This is a genomic window from Sphingobacterium sp. xlx-130, assembly GCF_011007405.1.
Classification (GTDB): Bacteria; Bacteroidota; Bacteroidia; order Sphingobacteriales; family Sphingobacteriaceae; genus Sphingobacterium; species Sphingobacterium luzhongxinii.
The window spans coordinates 252134-272336 of record NZ_WFKN01000005.1 but is presented as its reverse complement, the minus strand read 5'-3'; the positions used below and the strand labels follow the sequence as shown (position 1 = coordinate 272336).

The following is a 20203-nucleotide window of genomic DNA, read 5'->3' as shown; positions in this document are numbered from 1 at the left end:
TTTTTTTTTCTCTGATTCTATTGGTATTTTTAAACTTCAATCAGAACTTAAATATGAGAAATTTACTTTTAGTCGGAGCTTTGATCACTTTTTCTGGAGTGCAGGATCTATTTGCCCAGCAAAAGAGCGTGGCAGATCAAGTACAGCTTCATTGGAAACCCAGTGTAACATATAATGGGACAGATAATCTTGAGTTGACATTGGTTATTAAAAATATTTCCAACAGCAGCCTGGATTTGGGGAAATGGGATCTTTGGTTTAATGCAATGTATCCGGTGGTGGATAAAACGACAGATCGCTATTCTTTTTCAAATGAGCGAGGTAACCTGTTTCGACTACAGTTTGCCGAACAATCTCTAAACCCCAATGATTCACTGGTGACAGTTTATACGACGAAGTATGCAATTTCTAATATATCCACCGTGCCGAATGGTTTTTATTTTCAGGATAGGCATAATTATAAAACCTATCATGCTGTAGAGAATGTATTTTATAGTCCCATTGTGCTGTCTGCGGATAAACAAAATGCCTTTAATGCATCCTTGTTTGAAAGAAATGCGAAACTGAATAAGGAAACTTCTGTTCCCTTGATTTTTCCAACACCTCTATCCGTAAAAGTAGGAAAAGGAAACTTTAAGGTGCCGTCGACATTGAATTGTTTCGTTTCTGATGATTTCCGTTCTAGTTTGGGTTTTATGGAGAAAATCCCATTTATTAAGGAGCTTGATCTGGTTTTATCAGAAGAGCAGTCCGCACAGTTTGTGATAAAGAAAGTTGAAGGTTTAAAGAATGAAGCTTACAGACTTGCTGTGACGAAGACGGGGGTGCGTATCGAGTCAAGTTCAGCAGGGGGAGTGGTTTATGCGTTACAGTCGCTGATATCTATGCTGAAGCCTGAGATGTATTTTGCTAAAGCCGATCTGGAGATTCCGTTTGTTCAGGTGGTGGATGAACCAAGGTATAGCTACAGAGGCTTCATGATGGATATTGCCAGAAATTTTAAAGATAAATCTACAATTTTAAAGTATCTGGACCTGATGGCGAGTTATAAGTTGAACGTGTTTCATTTTCATTTTATTGATGATGAAGGATGGCGATTGGAGATAGCTTCTCTTCCAGAGCTGACGGATGTCGGGGCTACTAGATCTCCTTTGTTTAAGGATGGAAGATCATTGCAGCCTGCTTATGGATCAGGGGGTATTCAATCTTCAAAGCAATTTTTGACAAGGGCTGATTTTATAGAAATTTTAAAGTACGCGCACGACCGAAATATTACTGTGGTTCCGGAAATAGAGACACCTGGACATGCTAGGGCAGCTATTAAGGCTATGCATGCCCGATATGAACGATTGATGGCAGCAGGCAAAAAGACGGAAGCTGAGAAATATTTGCTTTACGATCTTGATGATCGCTCTGTGTATAATTCGGTACAACATTTCGGTGATAATGTTATTAATCCGGCTCTGCCCTCTACGTATGTTTTTTTAGAGCAGGTAATAGATGAATTTGTCGCAATGTATAAAGAGGCGAATATACCTTTCAAGAAGATTTCTATCGGTGGAGATGAAGTTCCGAATGGTGTTTGGACGAAATCGCCTAAGATCGATTCGCTCATGAAGAAAGAAGGGATGCAATCTTCACATGAGGTTTGGCCTTATTATATACAACGTGTTAATGAGATCTGTGCGGCCAAGGGCTTAAATATGGCTGGTTGGGAAGAAATCGGTATGGTCAATAAAGGGCAGGGTATGATGGTCAATCCGGACCTTCGAAATAAATCAAATATACAGGTGGACGTGTGGAACAATGTAATCGGAGGAGGGCAGGAAGATCTAGCTTATAGACTGGCCAATGCGGGGTACCAGACTGTATTAATCAGTGCGTCTAATATGTACTTTGATATGATGTGGAATACCAATTTTATGGAGCCGGGGCTTAAATGGGCTACATACGCCGATTTGTTTCATTCCTATTCTTTACTTCCGGAGGACTTTTTTGCCAATATAGATAATTACTATAGTGGTCAGAAGTTAGGAAAGCAAGGGTTTAGCAAAAGGATTCGGCTTTCCGAAAAGGGTAAGTCAAATTTTTTGGGCATCAAAGGGGGCTTATGGGCCGAGACAGTCTTAAAAGAGGAACAAATGGATTATTTGGTCTTTCCGAGATTTTTTGCTTTAGCGGAGAGAGCGTGGTCGTCCAAAAGGGATTATGAGAGTGAATCTAAATTTAAACTCCAGCTTTTAGAAAATGATTATACCGGATTTATCAACAAGATTGGATTACATGAGTTACCTAAGTTAACAGATCGTGTTAAGTTCAGACTGCCTGCTGTCGGTGTAAAGGAAAGTGATGGAAAAATTGTTGTAAACACGGAGTACCCGGGTTTTTCGGTCTACTATACGTTGGATGGAAGTGTGCCTACATTGCAAAGCACAAAATACGATGTGTCTAGGCCTTTGGTATATCAAACCGGGCAGGTTCTAGCTTTTTCGGTGCTGGATGCTGATGGACGTGCAGGACAGGTATCCTATTTTAAGAAATAAATGGAATAACGTCTCGCATTTCGATGTCGGAGTGCGAGGCATTATATAAGCACCTGTCTCCTTGAATAATCAGCAATTGAGGCGATTCATGTTTTACTTCCCACATTTCTGCAATGGTATTGGATATATCTCTATAGGCGATCAAATCCAGATAATATATAATTGTACCTTTTGGAAGAAGATCCTTGTCGTATTCTAGACTTCGTTTCGCCATTGCACTAACAGGACAGCGTGTGCTGTGTTTGAATAGTATAGAGACCTCTTCAGACTTGTATATGTCGTGAAGTTGATCTATAGTATTAAGTGGTTTCCAAGTCATTTTGTTAAAGATTGTTGAATTTCCCTGTTTCTATATCTGTAAATGCGGCCACTGTTTGAAATCTATAACTGAACTGGCTTTCAAATATCGTAGGAAGAATTATCCCACCCCCAATATCTTTACTGCCTGAAGTCATGTACTCAACGTTATCTATTACGATAGATTTGATTTCTCCCTTACTTGTTAATGATATCTTTCCGTCAACTGTATCACTTCCCAATGTCGGTAGGTGGGTAAAGTCGATTACAGTAATCTTGTCCGTATTTATTATCTTTTGCGATAGCTCCCTGATATTTGAAGGGTTGTCGGATAGGAGTGCTGGTAAAAACAGTATCTTCGCATCTGTAAAGAACTGTTGGAGTATACTTTCGATATTCTCTTTGCCTTCTCGTGTATCTATAAAATATTTTCTCAGCTTTTTGGATTTGTAATTAAAGAGGACAACAACGTTTTCTTTACTTTTGTTAAGCCCTTCGAAGCGACAATCTCCAGATGTCTTATCGATTAAAAAGGTTCTTTCTTCACTGAATCCAGATATTATGGACGGACCGGTCACCGTATATAATAAATAACGCGTATTCCCCCATTTATTAACATCACCGATTGCAAGTTGAAGTAGTTTTTTCCCATTTTCTTGTTCTTGGGCATATAGTTGGACAGAACTTATAGACAGAAATAATCCAATGAAAATTACCGTTAATGTAAGATATTTCATGTTAATATGTTTTATATCACTTCGGTATTATCTTGTTCTGTGTTTTTTCTTGGGATAGGTATTATAAGCTGCGCATGTAGAATGTGTCCCACAGGAAGATAAAATAGCCGTACCAATTATTAAAAAACTCAAAAAGATTAATGTCTTTTTCATCTGTATATAATTACTTTGTGATCCGTCAACTGATGGATCGGTTTCTTTTTTAAATTGTAATGGAGCTATCAAGTTTATTCATCGAGAATATGTTTAAGCGGTATTCATGAGCTCACTTCGTTCGGTTATTCATCTCTTATCCGATTTGAATAAACATCGTATTTTCATGATCTGGCGATTATTAAAAATAATCGCCAACTAGAAAGACTTAGATATATGGCTCATCTGAATTGCCGTAATCGCAGCTTCCTCACCTTTATTTCCATGCTTGCCACCGGCTCTATCTAGAGCTTGTTGCATATTGTCTGTTGTTAATACGCCAAATACAACCGGTTTATTGTATTTGAGACCTACATTTGCGATACCATTGGCTACTGCATCGCAAATAAAATCGAAATGGCGGGTCTCGCCTTGTATTACACAACCTAAACAGATAATGGCGTCAAATTGTTTGTTGCGTAATGCGATGTCTGCTCCTGAAATTAACTCATAGCTTCCTGGGACCTCCATCACCTGAATGTCTTCTTCAAGTGCTCCATGATTTAACAAACCATCTACTGCTCCTGATAATAGTGCTCCTGTTATCTCTGCATTCCATTGTGCTACAACAATTGCAAATTTGAGCCCTTTTGCGTTCTTGACTTGCAGGTGTGAGAAATCGGATAGGTTTTTTAGACTACTTGACATGGTAAATTTTTTTTTAATCAAAAAGGCCGCCTATAGAGCAGCCTTTTGTATGTTGTTCATTAATTAATGATTATTGTTTTGCTTGAACTCGAGCTAAAGGACCTTCGATTGTGGATGCCTCTGTACTTTCTGGATACTCTGACTTGATTCTGGAGTAGGCCTCTTCTGCTTGTTTGTTTTCATTTAATTGTTCATATACCAATCCAAGTTTTTTAAGGAATAATGGCGTAGTATAAGAGTTTTTCGACTTGTCAGCCGCTTTTTTGTAATAGTCAGCTGCATTCTTGTAGTCGTGGCTTTCAGAGTATGAATCTCCAATTAATCCAATTACTAAAGGATCTAATATTTCACTTCCTGTCTCTGAATATTTTTTCAGGTATTTAATAGCCTCTTGAAAATTTTGTTGACGTAGGTATAAACTTCCTAGATAAGCATTTGCAATATTTGCTGAAGGTGTATTTGAGTATTCATCAGCAATCTCTTTGAATCCCAAGAATGCTCCATCCCCATCGATAGCCTGTTTTTGTAGCGAATCAATTAATGCGAATTCCTCTGCTTTATACATTGCATCGGCTGCCTTCTCGGCACGTGGTGCGAGATAAAATTTTTGATATCCAATATATAATAAGATTAATACGATGATTCCTCCTAGGATAAAAATCACACTCTTCTGATTATCTTGAAAAAATGAACCTTTTTTCTCGGTTGAATTGATATTCGTTGACATTAGTTTATTTTAAATAATTACACGGAACGCAAAAATACACTTTTATTAAATATTTGCAATACTTTCTTGTTATAAAATACTAATTTATTGCCTCTTAAGAGGTCTGTATTTCCTGTTCTTTGTCTAGCAGCTCATATTCTGAATTTTGACTCTTGAACTCAGGAACAATGACTTTCATTTGTCTTACTATATTGGTATTGTGCTGCGCATTGGTTATCTCGAGTAGTTTCTGAAGTTGGGAAGATACTATCTCGAAATTATTATCGCGCACTTTGGCAATCATTATTTTTTGATGATGCGTGGGAAGTGTATTCTCTAGATCATTTAAAAGTTCTTCGTATAGTTTTTCGCCTGGTCGTAAGCCTGTAAATCGTATTTCGATATCTTGATTTGGTATATACCCTGAAAGCTTGATCATCTTCTGGGCTAGATCTACAATTTTAACAGATTTTCCCATGTCAAAGACAAAAATTTCGCCACCTTGTCCCATACTTCCCGCCTCTATAACGAGCTGACAAGCCTCTGGGATAGTCATGAAATAGCGTGTTATCTCCGGATGAGTGACAGTCACGGGCCCGCCTTTTTCAATCTGTTCTCTAAAACGAGGGATAACAGATCCATTGGAGCCGAGGACATTGCCAAATCTAGTGGTGATAAATTTGGTTCCTGTTTTACTTTCTTTTAAAATCTTACTGTTTAAGGATTGGACATAAATCTCTGCTATCCGCTTTGTTGCGCCCATGACATTCGTGGGATTTACTGCTTTATCTGTTGATACGAAGACAAATTTTTGGACATTGAATTCCACAGAAAGATTTGCCAGATTCATGGTACCAAATATATTGGTACGTACGCCTTCGATAGGATGGTTTTCCATCATCGGTACATGTTTATATGCAGCTGCGTGGTATACAATGTGAGGACGAAAGGTTTCAAAAAGTATTTGCATACGTTCCCTGCTTCTTACATCAGCGATAAACGTGTGGAACAGTTGGTCTTTGAAGTTCTCTTGGAGGTCGAGTTGAAGGTTGTGCAGGGGCGACTCGGCTTGATCACATAGTATAATCATTTGTGGGCTGTATTGCCCCAGTTGTTTTGCGATTTCGCTTCCAATAGATCCTGCTGCTCCTGTTACTAGAATGCGCTTTCCTTTTAGTTGGTCGAGTATGATTTCATTCTCTAGTTTGATGGTAGAGCGTTCTAGGAGGTCTTCTATTCTTACATTTTTGATTTGATTGACCGTAAGATCCCCATTCATAATTTTTTTAATAGGAGGTAGAGTCAACACCGAAACATTATGTTCGAGACAAATTTCGATTACTTCAGCTTTTTTATCAGGAGGAATTGAGGGCGTGGCTATGATAAGCTCATCAACGGCACATTTATAAATTACTTTTGTTAACTCCTCAGAACCGAAAATTTTAACACCGTCTATAGATTTTCCTATTTTAGACGCATTGTCATCGAGATACCCTACTATTATTTTATTTGATGTGAGATCATGGTCAAATGTTCGTTTTACAGCGATACCCAATTCACCGGCTCCAAACACCAATGTGTTCTTCTTTATCTTTCGAGCAGTTTTTGAATATTGAAAGAAGATTTTGATTGAAGTCCTGTAAGTAATCAAGCCCGCAAATAAGAATAAGGAATAGATGATAATAAGTCTGCTGTCTATAAATTTGGGCGTACGTAAGGCTAGTCCAAATAATTTAAGCGCAAAGAGTATTATTATGGTAAATAGTATGGTGGAAAGAATTCGTATAGAATCGGCGGCACTGGTATACCGTACTATTCCAGAGTAGAGTCTAAAGATTGAGAATGATATTGCAGTGGCCCCAATACAGAGTAAAAATTGAGTTGCAAAATCATTGGGAGAAATGGTACTGATTTGGAAATTATGAAAAAGAGCAAATGCAGTTAAAAATGTCACTGATGCAACAAACAGGTCCAAAGAAAAAATTATCCATCTTGGGACAATCTTGACATGATTAATGACTCTGAATAATTTCATTTATAATTTTTGTGGTGATTATTACAAATGTAGGAGAAAAATGTAATAGTTTTAACTTTATTGTTTTTGTGAGGTTAAATGATTGAATGTTACTCTAATATATTTATATTTACTTCTATTAAATAGATTTAGATGGGTAATATGACTAAGATTGCACAAGAGATAATTGGGCAAACTCAAGAAGCTTTTAAACCGATCAAAAGGTCAAAATGTAAGCTTATCATTGGTATTCCTAAGGAGATTGTGTTTCAGGAGAATAGAATCGCTTTGACACCCTTGTCTGTTGCTCTCTTGGTCGAGCATGGGCACGAAGTCCTCATAGAATCTGGTGCAGGTACGGCGTCGAATTTTATGGACCACCATTACAGTGAACAAGGAGCGCAGATTGTTTATGAGAAAGAGCGTATTTTTAAGGCAGACATAATTGTAAAAATAGCTAGCCCTACGATTGAAGAGGTTGGATTTATGAAGAACAAGCAGATCTTGTTTTCCTCTCAACAGCCTTCCTTGATGGATATTCATGTTTTGAAGGCGATGATGAAAAAGCAAGTTACCGCGTTGTCTTACGAGTATCTGCAGGACGAAGGAGGGCATCTTACTGTCGTTCGGGCTATGAGTGAGATTGTGGGAGCGACGTCTATTTTAATTGCTGCAGAGTACCTGTCCAACGTTTTTGAAGGAAAAGGGTTGATGTTGGGAGGGGTAACTGGTGTGCCTCCTACCGAAATTGTAATTATTGGGGCCGGGACAGTTGGTGAGTTTGCTGCAAGGACGGCAATAGCTTTAGGGGCACAAGTAAAGGTTTTTGATAGTTCCGTATTTAGGCTGCGTCGATTACAGAATAACCTAGGTACACGGGTATTTACTTCTGTCGTTCAACCTATAATTTTAAATAAGGCTATTATTTCCTGTGATGTGGTGATAGGTGCATTACGAGCTAAAAATGGACGATCTCCGTGTATTATTTCGGAAGAAACGGTGTCAAAAATGAAACCAAACTCCGTATTGATTGATGTCTCAATTGATCAGGGAGGGTGTTTCGAGACCTCTGAAATCACCTCGCACGATAAGCCTGTCTTTAAGAAATACGATGTTATCCATTATTGTGTACCCAATATTGCATCTAGGGTAGCCCGTACTGCTACTTATGCGATGACGAATATTTTTACGCCGATTTTATTGCAAATCTCCGATTATGGTGGGATCAGTAATTTAATCTGGGGACATGCCGGAATTAGGAACGCTGTGTACTTGTACCAAGGCAGTTTGACCAATAAGGATATGGCAGATAAGTTTAATCTTTCCTATAAAGATTTGAGTTTAATGATCGTCGTAAATCAATAGATATTTTGTCATGTGCTATCGTGTTTGTAAGTTTGTTGCTATATTTTTTTCTGTGCTAATGATTGAGCTTGCGATTGGACAAGAAAGGCTAGACTTTTATCCGAATGGAGTTTTGAATACTAAACAATCGGTAGATGTAGGCGATAACGTCCCGGAATTGTTTTTCTATAAGCCAATTCACAAAGATAAAGATAAGGTTTTTTTAATTATTCCCGGTGGCGGTTATGCTCGGGTAGCGATGGGGCATGAAGGACATGACGTGGCAAAAAGGTTGCGGGATTTAGGTTATGCATCTTATGTGTTGCGTTATCGGTTGCCGGTAGATAGTCAGATGTTGGACAAAAGGATTGCGCCGATACAAGATGCCCAAACTGCCTTGGTGTATATCCGTGAACATGTCGAACGTCAGGGGATAGTAGGGAGCAAAGTTGGGGTATTGGGATTCTCTGCCGGGGGACATTTAGCTTCGACCTTATCGACTCATTTTAATATATCTTACATTGGAGAAGGTATACATCGCAGTCTAAGACCTGATTTTTCAATTTTAGTGTATCCTGTGATTACAATGTCTGAAGGTATGACACATGCAGGTTCTAAAAAGAATTTGATAGGACCCGTTTTTGACGAACATGACATATTAAGATTTTCTAATGAACAACAAGTCGGTTCAGTAACTCCGGCTACTTATCTGGTACATGCCGCCGATGATAAAGTGGTCCCTATCGCAAATAGTTTATTGTACCAAGAGGCATTAGATGCATTTGGCATTTCCAATGCGTTATATAGGTACGAGGAAGGGGGGCATGGATTTGGTTTGACCAATAAAAAGGAATCAGGTGATTGGTTTACAGCTATGTTGATCTGGTTGGAAAGCCAATCATTGGAAACTGAAAACCAGGGGGTTAAAAAGTAATATGTCTTTTAATGCCAAGCCTTACTTGGGTTCCTTTTGGTAGTGGGACTGTGGTATTCACAATCGCGTTTAGGGATAATGAATCGTTACCTATACTATACTCTTTGTAAAAACCTCTAAACCGAATGTTCTTGATCCATAAATTACCCTGAGCATCCGGTATTGTGTCAATCCATTCTTGATGGATAGCGATCTGTTGCGATGTTTGTATATTCAAAAGAGAGGCCTGCTGCATATTAAGAATATTGCTTTTGGCGAGTAAGAGTGCCGTATAGGGATTTCTGGGGTTGTAATATAATGTTTCTGGTGATCCTAGGTCTACGATTTTCCCTTGTTTCATAACAATAAGCATATCAGACATTGCTAATACTTCTGCTGGATCGTGTGATACAAGTATGACCGTAAGTCCAAGGTCGTCGACAATCTGACGTATATCTTGCTGTAAATCATCCCTGAAGGCAGCGTCTACCTGATTGAAGGGCTCATCCATCAATAACACTTCTGGATCATTTATTAATGCACGTGCTATAGCTACCCTTTGGCGTTCCCCTCCGCTTAGGTCGGCAACACGTTGTTGTGCTAGATGATCTATTTTCAACCGTGCCAACATTTCTTCGGTTCTTGATTTTTTGTAATCCAAGTTTGTGTTGGGTAGTTGAGAGGCTATATTGTCCCAAACTTTGGCGTATAAATTTAGATCATCAAATCCTTGTGAGACGAGCTTCATGGCGTCGTGCCCAGGTATAAGTTTGTCTTTGCGGGTGGGCACCAACCAGCCTTTATACCGTATTTCACCGGATTGGGGCTCTAGCAAACCATAAATTAACTTTAATAAGGTGCTTTTTCCACTTCCAGATTCGCCGATAATGGCTGTTATTCTCCCAATATGAATATCAAAATCTACACGATCTACAGCTGTCACAGTTTCTTTGCCTTGGAATATACCACTTACATCTCTTCCATGAATAAGAGCTAGTCCAATTTGTTGTGTATCAGAAGGTATATATTGACAGGAGGATGTAGATTGAGCCATAAAAAAAAGCCGAAATATGATTTCGGCATAAAAGTAATGATTTTTTCTATTATGGCCTAAAAACCTAGTGTAAGTCCGAAAGTGAAATTGTTGAGTCCTTTTTGTGCAGGGCTGTTTTCAAATACATCGTTTACATAATATTTTGCAAATATGCCAAAGTCGTCATATCCCACTCGGAGAAAAGGTCCATATTGGAAGGTCGCCAGGTTGTAGTTATCCCTAAATTTTTGCTTACCATTTTCTCGACTCTTTAATCTTTGTGTACCTTTTAATAGGACTCCGGTCATTGCGCCAAAAGCTACTTTCATACGGTCTCCGTGTCTGTTTTTGTCACTGCGCCATTCAAATGAGACAGGCATTCTTAGGTATGTAGAAGTGAGTACATTCTTTGTGTAATTTACTTCATTGGGGTCTATGACTTTATAAGAGAGTGATTGGGTATTTTCCTCTAAGAGAATATTCTCTTTTAAACGTAGATAGTTCCATTCGAATCCTGCAGATAGATATGTTTTGAAATTATCACTTACACGTACACCAAATTGTAAGACATCGAAACCAAAATTTGAGGCCTTCTTGTAGGCCAAGAAATCGTTTTCTTCGGATAGTGTGAATTTTCCATCATCCATTATTCTGGAAAACCCCCAATCGATACGAGTTAGCGTTACGCCACCAAAAATTCTAGGATACTTTGATGTGTTCGGTTTATCTTTAATTCCGATGGTTATATTTAGATCTTTGTCCTTACGGATTGTGTCTTGTTTTTCTTTTTCACGAACATCTTGTCCTTTTGCTAGTGAGACTGTCAGTGTGGTTAATACTATTCCTAAGAATCCAAATTTAAGGTTATATGTTTTCATCTTTTATTTTTTTTGTTACGGTTTTTAACAAATGAGTTCAGAATATCAATACGTAAGGAGCCTTCTTCGTCCGCGCGAAAACGAATGTCTTTTGTGGTACTTACTTCTATTTTTTCTGAGATAGTGTTTAATATTGAGGTTACTACATTTTTATTTGCTGTTTCATGTGGAGCCTGTGCATACATGCTCTCTGTTTCTTCATCCAGATCGATCAAAGGCTTTATATCTTCTATTTCGATGACTTGATGAACTGGGATGTTTGACGTATAAACTTCTTGTACTTCCTTTAAATTCAGTAATTTGGGTTTTGACTCTTCTAGATCACCGATTTTAAGGTCTACATTGACCCGGTCATAGCTTTTTTGTTTTTCTACTCTTTGAGGTTGTATGGCAAGTACAATATCTGTGCGATGAATCTTTTCTTCTTTGTTTTTATCGGTTGCGATCTGTACTTGTTCTGTATTTTCTGAATGTTGGATCGTTGTATATTTTTGATTGTTCTCTTGTTTTTTCGCGACTATCGTTTCGCTTCCATCAGGTGATTGTGTATCGCTTTTGTAGCTTAGTTTTAGTAAACCGAAGGTTGCGGCTAAAAGTAAAATCGCAGCTGCGACATATCTTACCCAGATTTGTTTTCTCCAAGGCAGACGTACTGTCTTCTTTTTTGATTCATCCAATTCTCTCTCTATACGTTGCCAAACATTTTGGTTCGGAGTCTCTTCTGCTTCATGAAAAGCTTCACGGAACAATCTATCGATATCTTCTTCTTTCATGATGATTTAGTATGTTAATTTTACTAATCTATTTTGTAACCATTGTCTTGCTCTGGAAAGCTGTGATTTGGAATTCCCCTCGGATATTTCCAATAGCTCCGCAATCTCTTTGTGTGAATACCCCTCTATTGCATAGAGATTGAATATTGTTCTATAGCCGGTTGGTAATTCCTGAACGAGGTCCAGCAGATCCTTGTAAGCCGTTTGATCAGTTCCTATTTGACTCGTTAGCTGAAGTGATTCCTTGTTATCAATAGACTCTGCCAGTTTTCCATTGTTCTTTCGGTGGGTTTCAATGGCTACGTTAATCATAATCCTTTTGACCCAACCTTCTAAAGAACCTGAACCATCAAATAGATGGTGTTTGGTAAAGATCTTAACAAATCCATTTTGTAGGATGTCTTCAGCTTCAAGCGTTGTATTGGCATATCGCATGCATACAGCTAACATCTTTTTGGAAAAGTAGTCATATAACGCAACTTGGGCTTTTCTATCCTCTTTTTTGCATCCAAGCCAAATTGTATTTAGATTATTCTTTTCCAATTAATTGATATTAGTTAATAGGAAGACGCTGTGAAAGAAAGAAAGGTTGCATTTGCTATTGAAAAAAAATTATTTTTTTTCAATAGCTATCGTTCTTGTTTGAAAGTCAATGATATCGATTGTTATTTTTATCGCATTTGTTGGGAGCAAATTGGGGATTTTTTCTGGCCACTCGACAAAGCAATAATTCCCAGAATAAAAATATTCTTCATATCCGAAGTCGAAAGCTTCGGACTCCGACTTCAACCGATAAAAATCGAAATGAAAAATAGGTCCGTTGCTAGAAGCATATTCGTTTACTATTGAAAACGTAGGACTGGAGGTATGGTCCTGTACATGTAGACATTGACATAGTTCGTTTATCAATGTAGTCTTTCCTGCCCCCATTGTCCCATAAAAAAGGAATATACGGTCATTGGGATAACTATTAATAATCCGAGAAGCTGCTTCTTTTAGGTCTTCTAAGCCTTTTACATTGATTTCCATAATTGACAAAAGTACCTATTTTGGTATATATGTGGCATATGGGATTATCATTTCTTCGAGAGATATGCCTCCATGTTGGAACGTGCCATTGTAGTAATTTACAAATTGATTGTAATTGTTCGGATAGACAAAATACACCTCTTCTTTGGCAAAAATAAAAGTTGAGCTAACGTGAAGCTTTGGTAATTGTGCTTCGTGGGGGTTTCGGATTGTAAACACGTCCTTATCTACGTAATTGAGGTTTTTTCCTTGTTTGTATCTTAAGTTGGTGTTGGTGTTTCTGTATCCTACAACTTTGCTTGGTTTTTTTACCTGGATCGTCCCATGATCTGTTGTGATGATGACTCTGACATTTTTTTGGGACAGCCACTTTAATACTTCTAATAGTGGAGAATGCTCGAACCAGGATACTGTAAGTGATCTATACGCTGCTTCGTCGTTGGCCAGTTCACGTATCATAGCCATGTCGGTACGTGCATGGGATAGCATGTCTACAAAGTTATATACGAGAACGTTGAGGTCATTTTGCATGTAGTTGCTTACATTGTCTAAGACTTCCTTTCCTTGTTCGAGGGTGAGTACCTTTGTATAGCTGTGTTTTATTTCTCTTCTGTAAAGTCGCTTGATCTGATCTGCTAGAAATTTGTCTTCGTGCATGTTTTTTCCTCCTTCGTCTTCATCATTTTGCCATAAATCAGGAAATCTCTTTTCCATTTCTAAGGGTGTAAGACCGCTGAATACGGCATTTCTAGCGTATTGAGTGGCTGTAGGTAGTATACTGTAATAGCTGTCTTCTTCCTCTAGTCGGAAATAATCTGTAATGACATCATTAATTAATTTCCATTGGTCATATCTGAGGTTGTCTATTAAAAAAAAGAAAGTTGGCTTTTCTGGTTGAAGATTTGGAAAAACTTTTTTTCTGAATAACTGATGTGATAGTGTGGGACTTCCTTCTGGGTTGTTGATCCATTTTAGGTAGTTTTTCTCTATAAATTTAGAAAAGGTTGCGTTCGCATCGGCTTTTTGCATCGTTAAAATTTCGTGCATGCTATCATCTTCTAGTTTTTCTAGAGAAAGTTCCCAATAAATAAGTTTTTTATAAGCGTCAGTCCATTCTTCATAGTTGAGATCATTGTTGATGATTGTGCCGAGATTTCTAAACTCCTGCTGGTAAGCCATGGAAGTTTTCTCACTGATAATCCTTTTATTTTCGGTGAACTTTTTGATGGTTAAGAGAATTTGTCTTGGGTTAACAGGCTTTATTAGGTAATCATCAATCTTTGCACCGATAGCATCTTCCATTAAATGTTCCTCTTCATTTTTGGTTATTAAAATTGTCGGGGTAGTAGGGTTGATCGTTTTGAGTATACTTAGAGTTTCTAGGCCGGTCAATCCAGGCATGTTTTCGTCTAAAAAAACAAGATCAAAGGGTTCTTGTTTGAAAGCGTCTACAGCGTCATTTCCGTTGTTTACGGTTCTAACTTTATATCCTCTTTCTTCTAGAAGAAGGATGTGTGGTTTTAAAAATTCAATTTCATCATCCGCCCAAAGTATATGTGTTTTTGTCATGCTCTTGTGTGGTCTTATGTGTTACTACTATTTTTTATGTAATTAATTAAGCGTAGTAGATTTTTGAGTAGAAAAGCCAATATGTATAATATAAGCTTATATTTAAAACTAACCTAATTAGAATCTAGATAAAACGCTATTTTTTAACATAAATTAACTGCATTGTGTGTATCTTTGCGCTTATCTTAGGTGGTGTGTTTGTCGTTTTTATTCGACAAGTATAAAAATACGAAAACTCTTAATACTAAATCAGATTGAATAAGAAAAAAATCATTAATGATCCTGTGTACGGTTTTGTTACAATTCCGTCGGGATTGATTTTTGACTTGATCGAGCACCCTTACATTCAGCGACTACGGTACATTAAGCAGGTCAGTATGACACATATGGTGTACCCAGGTGCATTGCACACTCGTTTTCAGCATGTTATTGGTGCCATGCATTTGATGCAGTTGGCCATCGATACGTTGAGAAGTAAAGATGTCGCGATCAGTGCTGAAGAAGAGGAGGCAGTTTTGATAGCCATCTTGCTCCATGATATAGGACATGGTCCGTTTAGCCATTCTTTGGAGCACTCTTTAATTGAGGGTGTTTCACATGAAATGATATCTGCACTTTTGATGGACAATCTGAATAGAGAGTTCAATGGAAAGTTGTCTTTGGCAATTGTAATTTTTAACGATAGGTACCCTCGTAAATTTCTTCATCAATTAGTTTCTGGACAATTAGATACAGATCGAATGGATTACCTCAACAGAGATAGTTTCTTTACGGGAGTTTCTGAAGGGGTTATATCTTTTGATCGAATTATTAAAATGTTGACGGTAAAAGACGATGAACTAGTTGTTGAAGCTAAAGGGATTTATTCCGTAGAAAAGTTTTTGATTGCCCGTCGTCTTATGTACTGGCAGGTTTATCTCCATAAGACAGTGATTGCAGCAGAGCAAATGCTGATTAAAATCTTAACAAGAGCCAGGGTGCTTTGTGAAAATGGAGAAAAACTTACCGCTTCACCTGCTTTCGCCCATTTTTTGTATGCAAAGATTGATGCGGTCATTTTTGTGAGAGATGCTATTCATTTGGATCTGTTTACAAAATTGGATGATACCGATATCTTGTCCGCGATTAAGGCATGGGAGCTACACGATGATCCAATTTTGAGTATGTTATGTCGACGCCTCCTGCGTCGGGATCTATTTGGCACGGAAATGAGGTCATCTAGTTTCGATTTATCGGAAATAGAGACGATAAGACGTAAAGCAAAGCAGTACTTTCAGTTGAACGATGCAGATGTCGATTACGTAGTTTATTATCAGCAAGTACAAAATTCAGCGTACAGTGCAGAGAAAGAGCCTATAAAGATATTAAATAATCGCGGCGAGCTTTTGGAGATAGCAGAAGCATCGGATCTCTCGAATTTAGAAGCTTTGTCTAGGCGAGTGGTTAAGTATGCATTGACCTACCCGAAAGAATTAAGGTATGTGGAGTAAGTCTTGGGAATAAAAAAGTTGAAAACTAATTGGGAAAAAAAGATACATTTGTAGTTAAATGCAGTTTACAGCCGAACAAATAGCAACGTTATTAAACGGGACAATAGAGGGAAATCCTAATGTTTCTGTTTCTCAATTGGCAAAAATTGAGGAAGGGTCTAACGAAACGTTATCGTTTCTGTCTAATCCAAAGTATGAACACTTCTTGTACACAACTGAGTCAGCGATTGTGATTGTCAACGAGGATCTTGTTTTACAAAAGGCAGTGTCTTGTACGCTAATTCGAGTTAAAGATGCCTATTCTGCCTTTTCAGAGTTATTGAAAATTTATCATTCGTTTCGGAATGAACGTTCGGGTAGGGATGAACAGGTGTATATTCACGATACAGCTCAGATAGGTGAAGGAGGTTATATAGGAGCATTTGCTTATTTGGGGCGTGAAGTTAAAATCGGTAACAATGTTAAAATATATCCTAGAGTTTACATTGGGGACAACGTACGTATTGGCGATAATTGCACCTTGTTTCCGGGGGTAACAATATATTTTGACTGCACAATAGGAGCAAATGTTATAATTCACTCTGGTACTGTTGTGGGGAGTGACGGTTTTGGCTTCGCTCCTCAGGCAAACGGAACATACGATAAAATACCTCAAATCGGCAATGTTATTATTGAAGATAACGTCGAGATAGGGGCTAACACGGTTATAGACCGAGCTACAATGGGATCGACTATAATTCGAAAAGGTGTAAAGCTAGATAATTTGATTCAGATAGCACATAATGTTGAAATCGGTGAAAATACAGTTATTGCGGCGCAAACAGGAGTCTCCGGAAGTACGAAAGTGGGACGCCAAGTGATTCTTGGAGGGCAAGTAGGTTTAGTGGGACACATTAGTATCGCAGATGGAACACAGGTGCAAGCGCAATCGGGGATTAACAGAAGTATTAAGCAAGAGAATATGAAGTGGGGGGGGACACCTTTTGCTCCATATACAGCTCATTTACGCTCACAGGTTGTGTATTCAAAATTGCCTAGCCTTGAGAAGCGAATTTTTGAATTGGAACAAAAACTTAAAGAAATACAATAAAATCAATTGCCATAAGTATGGAGGAAATGAATGCAAAGCAAAGGACTATTAAATCTGAATTTACTATATCCGGAGTTGGGTTACATACAGGAAAATCTGTTACACTAACGATAAAGCCCGCAGCGGAAAATCATTGGTTCAAGTTTAGACGTGTCGATTTAGATGGACAGCCTATCGTATCTGTTGATGCAGATAATGTAACGGATACCTCTCGCGGAACGACTATTGCTGAGAATGGAGCTTCTGTAAGTACAATTGAGCATTTGATGGCTGCATTTATCGGTCTTCAGATTGATAATGTATTAATTGATTTGGATGGGCCTGAGGTTCCTATTTTGGATGGTAGCTCGACTATTTTTCTTCAAAAATTAAAAGAGATTGGTTTTGTAGATCAAGATGCAGATCGTGATTTTTACGAGATAAAGGAAAATATACATTATGTAGATGCGGATCGTAAAGTCGAAATTGTGGGGATGCCTTTAGATGGGTATAGGCTGACATGTATGATCGATTTCAATTCACCGGTATTGGGAAGCCAACACGCTTCTATCAGTCAAATAGATGAGTTTGAGAAAGAGATATCTTCATCCCGAACCTTTTGTTTTCTACATGAATTAGAGGCTCTTGTTAATAATAATTTAATCAAAGGTGGCGATTTGTCAAATGCGATCGTTATAGTCGACAAAGAGGTGAGTACAGAAGAATTGGATAAACTTCAAAATTTATTCAATAAGCGTGTCACGGTAGCTGATGAAGGTATATTAGACAACATTCAGCTGCGTTATCAAAATGAACCCGCACGGCACAAATTATTGGATATGATTGGCGACTTGGCATTGGTGGGACGCCCGTTGAAAGGTCATATTATGGCTGCAAGGCCAGGGCATGCTGCGAATGTTGCATTTGCCAAACGGATAAAAAATCAGATTAAACGTGACAAGGCGAAAAAGAAGATAAATACGTACGATATACACGCTACTCCAGTTTACGATACGGTACAAATTATGAATATTTTGCCGCATCGTCAACCATTTTTGATGATTGATAAGATTTTGGAACTTTCGGATACACACGTTGTGGGATTAAAAAATGTAACCATGAATGAAGATTTGTTTATGGGACATTTTCCAGGAATGCCTATTTTTCCAGGGGTATTACGTATCGAGGGGATGGCACAAACCGGAGGGATATTGGTCCTTAATACAGTGCCAGATCCTGAGAATTGGTTAACATTGTTCCTGAAAATAGAAAGTGCCCGTTTTAAAAATCAGGTTGTGCCAGGTGATACGATCATCTATAGTTGCGAATTGTTGGAGCCAATCCGTAGAGGTATTGCCCGTATGAAAGGGGTGGGTATGGTCGGAGAAAAGATCGTTTGTGAGGCAGAACTAATGGCTCAAATCATTAAAGTTAAGTAAGACAATAAATTAAATAAATGATACAACCGTTGTCATATATACATCCTGATGCTAAAATAGCATCAAATGTAGTCATAGAACCTTTTAGTACCATTCACAAAGATGTGGTAATCGGTGAGGGTACTTGGATTGGTTCGAATGTCACTATTATGGATGGTGCCCGAATCGGTAAGAATTGTAAAATATTTCCTGGAGCGGTTATTTCTGGTGAACCTCAAGATTTGAAGTTTGAGGGGGAGATCACTACAGCAGAGATTGGAGACAATACGACAATCCGTGAATGTGTAACTATAAATAGAGGAACACGTGATAGATATAAAACTGTAATTGGAAAAAATTGCTTAATCCAAGCGTATAGTCATATTGCCCATGATTGTATCATTGGAGATAATTGCATCTTCTCCAATTCGAGTACTTTAGCTGGACATATTACCGTAGGTGATTATGTCGTTTTAGCAGGTTTGGTTGCTGTTCATCAGTTTTGTCAAATCGGTTCGCATGCTTTTGTAACCGGTGGTACCTTGGTACGCAAGGATGTGCCGCCTTTCATTAAAGCAGCTCGTGAACCGATTGCCTATGCAGGGGTGAATTCTGTAGGTTTGAGAAGAAGAGGTTATACCTCGGAACAAATTGCTGAAATACAGAATATCTATCGGGTACTTTTTGTACAAAATAGGAACTTGTCAAAGGCTTTAGATCTCGTAGAGGCAGAGTTTGAAGCTACTGAACTTAGAGATGAGATTCTAACTTTTGTACGTAATTCAAATCGAGGTGTGGTTCGAGGGTTTAATCAGGGGAAAACTAGTGTTTAACTAAAACAGGTAATTATTGAATATAACTTTACATAATTTAGGAAGAAGGTTTAATCAGGAGTGGATTTTTAGACATATTGATTATACCTTCTCTTCCAATAAAAAATATGCCATTTTAGGGCCTAACGGGTCTGGTAAATCAACGCTTATAAAGTCGCTGACAGGACAGCTCACTCCCAGTGAGGGTACTTTAGATTTTTCATTAGATTCGTGTTCTATTCCTGTTGAGGATATTTATCAGCACGTTGCCATAGCGGCTCCCTATATCGAGCTTGTTGAAGAATTTACGTTGAAAGAGCTGCTGGATTTTCATTTTAAATTCAAGAAATACCTGAATGGTTTTGATAACAGGGAGATTATTTCTGTCTTGGGAATGGAAAAGTCTCAGAACAAAGGGCTAAAGTATTTTTCTTCCGGTATGAAGCAGCGTGTTAAATTAGTGCTTGCCTGTTGCAGTGATTCGAAGTTACTCTTTTTAGATGAGCCGACCAGTAATATGGATTTGGAGGGAGAGTCCTGGTATTTAGATCTAGTGGATAAGACTTTTTTTGAAGGTCGAACGCTTGTCATAGGTTCTAATCAAGAAAGAGAGTATCAGTTCTGTGATGCTAGGATTTCAATATTAGATTACAAATAAACTGGGATTATCGAATACCTTGCTCTTGTACATGCAAGGCATTTTATCTAAGTTTGTAAAAGGAATAAAAAAAATTACAA

General features: G+C 38.1%; 19 protein-coding genes. 8 read left to right on the top strand and 11 right to left on the bottom strand.

Going from position 1 to position 20203, the window contains the following annotated elements; all coding sequences use genetic code 11:
* Positions 1-53 precede the first annotated feature (53 nt).
* Positions 54-2543: a family 20 glycosylhydrolase gene (locus G7B18_RS10025; RefSeq protein ID WP_164122468.1), complete on the top strand. Its 2490-nt coding sequence runs from the start codon at positions 54-56 to the stop codon at positions 2541-2543.
* On the opposite strand, the gene ytxJ is transcribed toward G7B18_RS10025, so the two are convergent.
* The 5 genes from ytxJ to G7B18_RS10000 all read right to left on the bottom strand — a co-directional run bounded on the left by ytxJ (position 2533) and on the right by G7B18_RS10000 (position 7158).
* Positions 2533-2862 (bottom strand): bacillithiol system redox-active protein YtxJ, encoded by a 330-nt coding sequence (gene ytxJ, locus G7B18_RS10020; RefSeq protein ID WP_164109600.1) that lies wholly within the window; start codon positions 2860-2862, stop codon positions 2533-2535. The genes G7B18_RS10025 and ytxJ overlap by 11 nt on opposite strands.
* 4 nt (positions 2863-2866) lie before the next feature.
* Positions 2867-3577, bottom strand: coding sequence for a hypothetical protein (locus G7B18_RS10015; RefSeq protein WP_164109598.1), 711 nt, complete (start codon positions 3575-3577; stop codon positions 2867-2869).
* Between the two features lie 351 nt (positions 3578-3928).
* A complete protein-coding gene (ribH, locus tag G7B18_RS10010; protein ID WP_164109596.1) occupies positions 3929-4417 on the bottom strand; it encodes a 6,7-dimethyl-8-ribityllumazine synthase in 489 nt (162 codons plus the stop codon).
* 70 nt (positions 4418-4487) lie between these two features.
* Positions 4488-5144 carry a tetratricopeptide repeat protein gene (locus G7B18_RS10005; protein WP_164109595.1) on the bottom strand — a complete coding sequence of 219 codons (657 nt, stop codon included), beginning with the start codon at positions 5142-5144 and terminating at the stop codon, positions 4488-4490.
* Positions 5145-5238: 94 nt separating this feature from the next.
* Positions 5239-7158, bottom strand: a complete 1920-nt coding sequence (locus tag G7B18_RS10000; RefSeq protein ID WP_164109593.1) for a polysaccharide biosynthesis protein — start codon at positions 7156-7158, stop codon at positions 5239-5241.
* A gap of 132 nt (positions 7159-7290) precedes the next feature.
* On the opposite strand from G7B18_RS10000, the gene G7B18_RS09995 reads away from it, so the two are divergent.
* Together G7B18_RS09995 and G7B18_RS09990 are read left to right on the top strand one after the other, a co-directional pair.
* The gene (locus tag G7B18_RS09995; protein WP_164109591.1) at positions 7291-8502 is read left to right on the top strand and encodes an alanine dehydrogenase; all 1212 of its coding nucleotides are present in this window, start codon (positions 7291-7293) and stop codon (positions 8500-8502) included.
* A gap of 58 nt (positions 8503-8560) precedes the next feature.
* A complete protein-coding gene (locus tag G7B18_RS09990; protein WP_240452825.1) occupies positions 8561-9415 on the top strand; it encodes an alpha/beta hydrolase in 855 nt (284 codons plus the stop codon).
* Here the strand turns inward: G7B18_RS09990 and G7B18_RS09985 are convergent.
* The 6 genes from G7B18_RS09985 to G7B18_RS09960 all read right to left on the bottom strand — a co-directional run bounded on the left by G7B18_RS09985 (position 9405) and on the right by G7B18_RS09960 (position 14676).
* On the bottom strand, positions 9405-10448 hold the full coding sequence (locus G7B18_RS09985) for an ABC transporter ATP-binding protein (RefSeq protein ID WP_164109587.1): 1044 nt from the start codon (positions 10446-10448) through the stop codon (positions 9405-9407). The genes G7B18_RS09990 and G7B18_RS09985 overlap by 11 nt on opposite strands.
* Before the next feature lie 56 nt (positions 10449-10504).
* Entirely contained in the window at positions 10505-11305 is an 801-nt protein-coding gene (locus G7B18_RS09980) for an outer membrane beta-barrel protein (protein ID WP_164109585.1), read from the bottom strand.
* Positions 11302-12078, bottom strand: coding sequence for a hypothetical protein (locus G7B18_RS09975; protein WP_164122467.1), 777 nt, complete (start codon positions 12076-12078; stop codon positions 11302-11304). The genes G7B18_RS09980 and G7B18_RS09975 overlap by 4 nt, the downstream gene beginning before the upstream one ends.
* A gap of 6 nt (positions 12079-12084) precedes the next feature.
* Positions 12085-12621, bottom strand: a complete 537-nt coding sequence (locus G7B18_RS09970; protein WP_164109581.1) for an RNA polymerase sigma factor — start codon at positions 12619-12621, stop codon at positions 12085-12087.
* 69 nt (positions 12622-12690) lie between these two features.
* Complete coding sequence (gene tsaE / locus G7B18_RS09965) at positions 12691-13107, bottom strand: tRNA (adenosine(37)-N6)-threonylcarbamoyltransferase complex ATPase subunit type 1 TsaE (RefSeq protein ID WP_164109579.1); 417 nt, start codon at positions 13105-13107, stop codon at positions 12691-12693.
* 15 nt (positions 13108-13122) lie between these two features.
* A complete protein-coding gene (locus tag G7B18_RS09960) occupies positions 13123-14676 on the bottom strand; it encodes a PglZ domain-containing protein (RefSeq protein WP_164109561.1) in 1554 nt (517 codons plus the stop codon).
* 254 nt (positions 14677-14930) lie between these two features.
* Between G7B18_RS09960 and G7B18_RS09955 the strand changes: the two genes are divergently transcribed.
* From G7B18_RS09955 to G7B18_RS09935, 5 genes are read left to right on the top strand one after another with little or no spacing between them, the layout of a single operon-like run.
* Positions 14931-16166, top strand: coding sequence for an HD domain-containing protein (locus G7B18_RS09955; protein ID WP_164109558.1), 1236 nt, complete (start codon positions 14931-14933; stop codon positions 16164-16166).
* Between the two features lie 58 nt (positions 16167-16224).
* Entirely contained in the window at positions 16225-17256 is a 1032-nt protein-coding gene (lpxD, locus tag G7B18_RS09950) for a UDP-3-O-(3-hydroxymyristoyl)glucosamine N-acyltransferase (RefSeq protein ID WP_164109555.1), read from the top strand.
* A 26-nt stretch (positions 17257-17282) separates the two neighbouring features.
* On the top strand, positions 17283-18674 hold the full coding sequence (locus tag G7B18_RS09945; RefSeq protein ID WP_205600192.1) for a bifunctional UDP-3-O-[3-hydroxymyristoyl] N-acetylglucosamine deacetylase/3-hydroxyacyl-ACP dehydratase: 1392 nt from the start codon (positions 17283-17285) through the stop codon (positions 18672-18674).
* Positions 18675-18691: 17 nt separating this feature from the next.
* Positions 18692-19486, top strand: coding sequence for an acyl-ACP--UDP-N-acetylglucosamine O-acyltransferase (gene lpxA / locus G7B18_RS09940; RefSeq protein ID WP_164109551.1), 795 nt, complete (start codon positions 18692-18694; stop codon positions 19484-19486).
* A 16-nt stretch (positions 19487-19502) separates the two neighbouring features.
* Positions 19503-20123 carry an ABC transporter ATP-binding protein gene (locus G7B18_RS09935; protein ID WP_164109549.1) on the top strand — a complete coding sequence of 207 codons (621 nt, stop codon included), beginning with the start codon at positions 19503-19505 and terminating at the stop codon, positions 20121-20123.
* The last annotated feature ends 80 nt before the right edge of the window (positions 20124-20203 follow it).

Bases quoted from the DNA above. Each gene is read 5' to 3' on its own strand.
- G7B18_RS10025 (WP_164122468.1), top strand. From the start codon at position 54: ATGAGAAATTTACTTTTAGTCGGAGCTTTGATCACTTTTTCTGGAGTG.
- ytxJ (WP_164109600.1), bottom strand. From the start codon at position 2,862: ATGACTTGGAAACCACTTAATACTATAGATCAACTTCACGACATATAC.
- G7B18_RS10015 (WP_164109598.1), bottom strand. From the start codon at position 3,577: ATGAAATATCTTACATTAACGGTAATTTTCATTGGATTATTTCTGTCT.
- ribH (WP_164109596.1), bottom strand. From the start codon at position 4,417: ATGTCAAGTAGTCTAAAAAACCTATCCGATTTCTCACACCTGCAAGTC.
- G7B18_RS10005 (WP_164109595.1), bottom strand. From the start codon at position 5,144: ATGTCAACGAATATCAATTCAACCGAGAAAAAAGGTTCATTTTTTCAA.
- G7B18_RS10000 (WP_164109593.1), bottom strand. From the start codon at position 7,158: ATGAAATTATTCAGAGTCATTAATCATGTCAAGATTGTCCCAAGATGG.
- G7B18_RS09995 (WP_164109591.1), top strand. From the start codon at position 7,291: ATGGGTAATATGACTAAGATTGCACAAGAGATAATTGGGCAAACTCAA.
- G7B18_RS09990 (WP_240452825.1), top strand. From the start codon at position 8,561: ATGATTGAGCTTGCGATTGGACAAGAAAGGCTAGACTTTTATCCGAAT.
- G7B18_RS09985 (WP_164109587.1), bottom strand. From the start codon at position 10,448: ATGGCTCAATCTACATCCTCCTGTCAATATATACCTTCTGATACACAA.
- G7B18_RS09980 (WP_164109585.1), bottom strand. From the start codon at position 11,305: ATGAAAACATATAACCTTAAATTTGGATTCTTAGGAATAGTATTAACC.
- G7B18_RS09975 (WP_164122467.1), bottom strand. From the start codon at position 12,078: ATGAAAGAAGAAGATATCGATAGATTGTTCCGTGAAGCTTTTCATGAA.
- tsaE (WP_164109579.1), bottom strand. From the start codon at position 13,107: ATGGAAATCAATGTAAAAGGCTTAGAAGACCTAAAAGAAGCAGCTTCT.
- G7B18_RS09960 (WP_164109561.1), bottom strand. From the start codon at position 14,676: ATGACAAAAACACATATACTTTGGGCGGATGATGAAATTGAATTTTTA.
- lpxD (WP_164109555.1), top strand. From the start codon at position 16,225: ATGCAGTTTACAGCCGAACAAATAGCAACGTTATTAAACGGGACAATA.
- G7B18_RS09945 (WP_205600192.1), top strand. From the start codon at position 17,283: ATGAATGCAAAGCAAAGGACTATTAAATCTGAATTTACTATATCCGGA.
- lpxA (WP_164109551.1), top strand. From the start codon at position 18,692: ATGATACAACCGTTGTCATATATACATCCTGATGCTAAAATAGCATCA.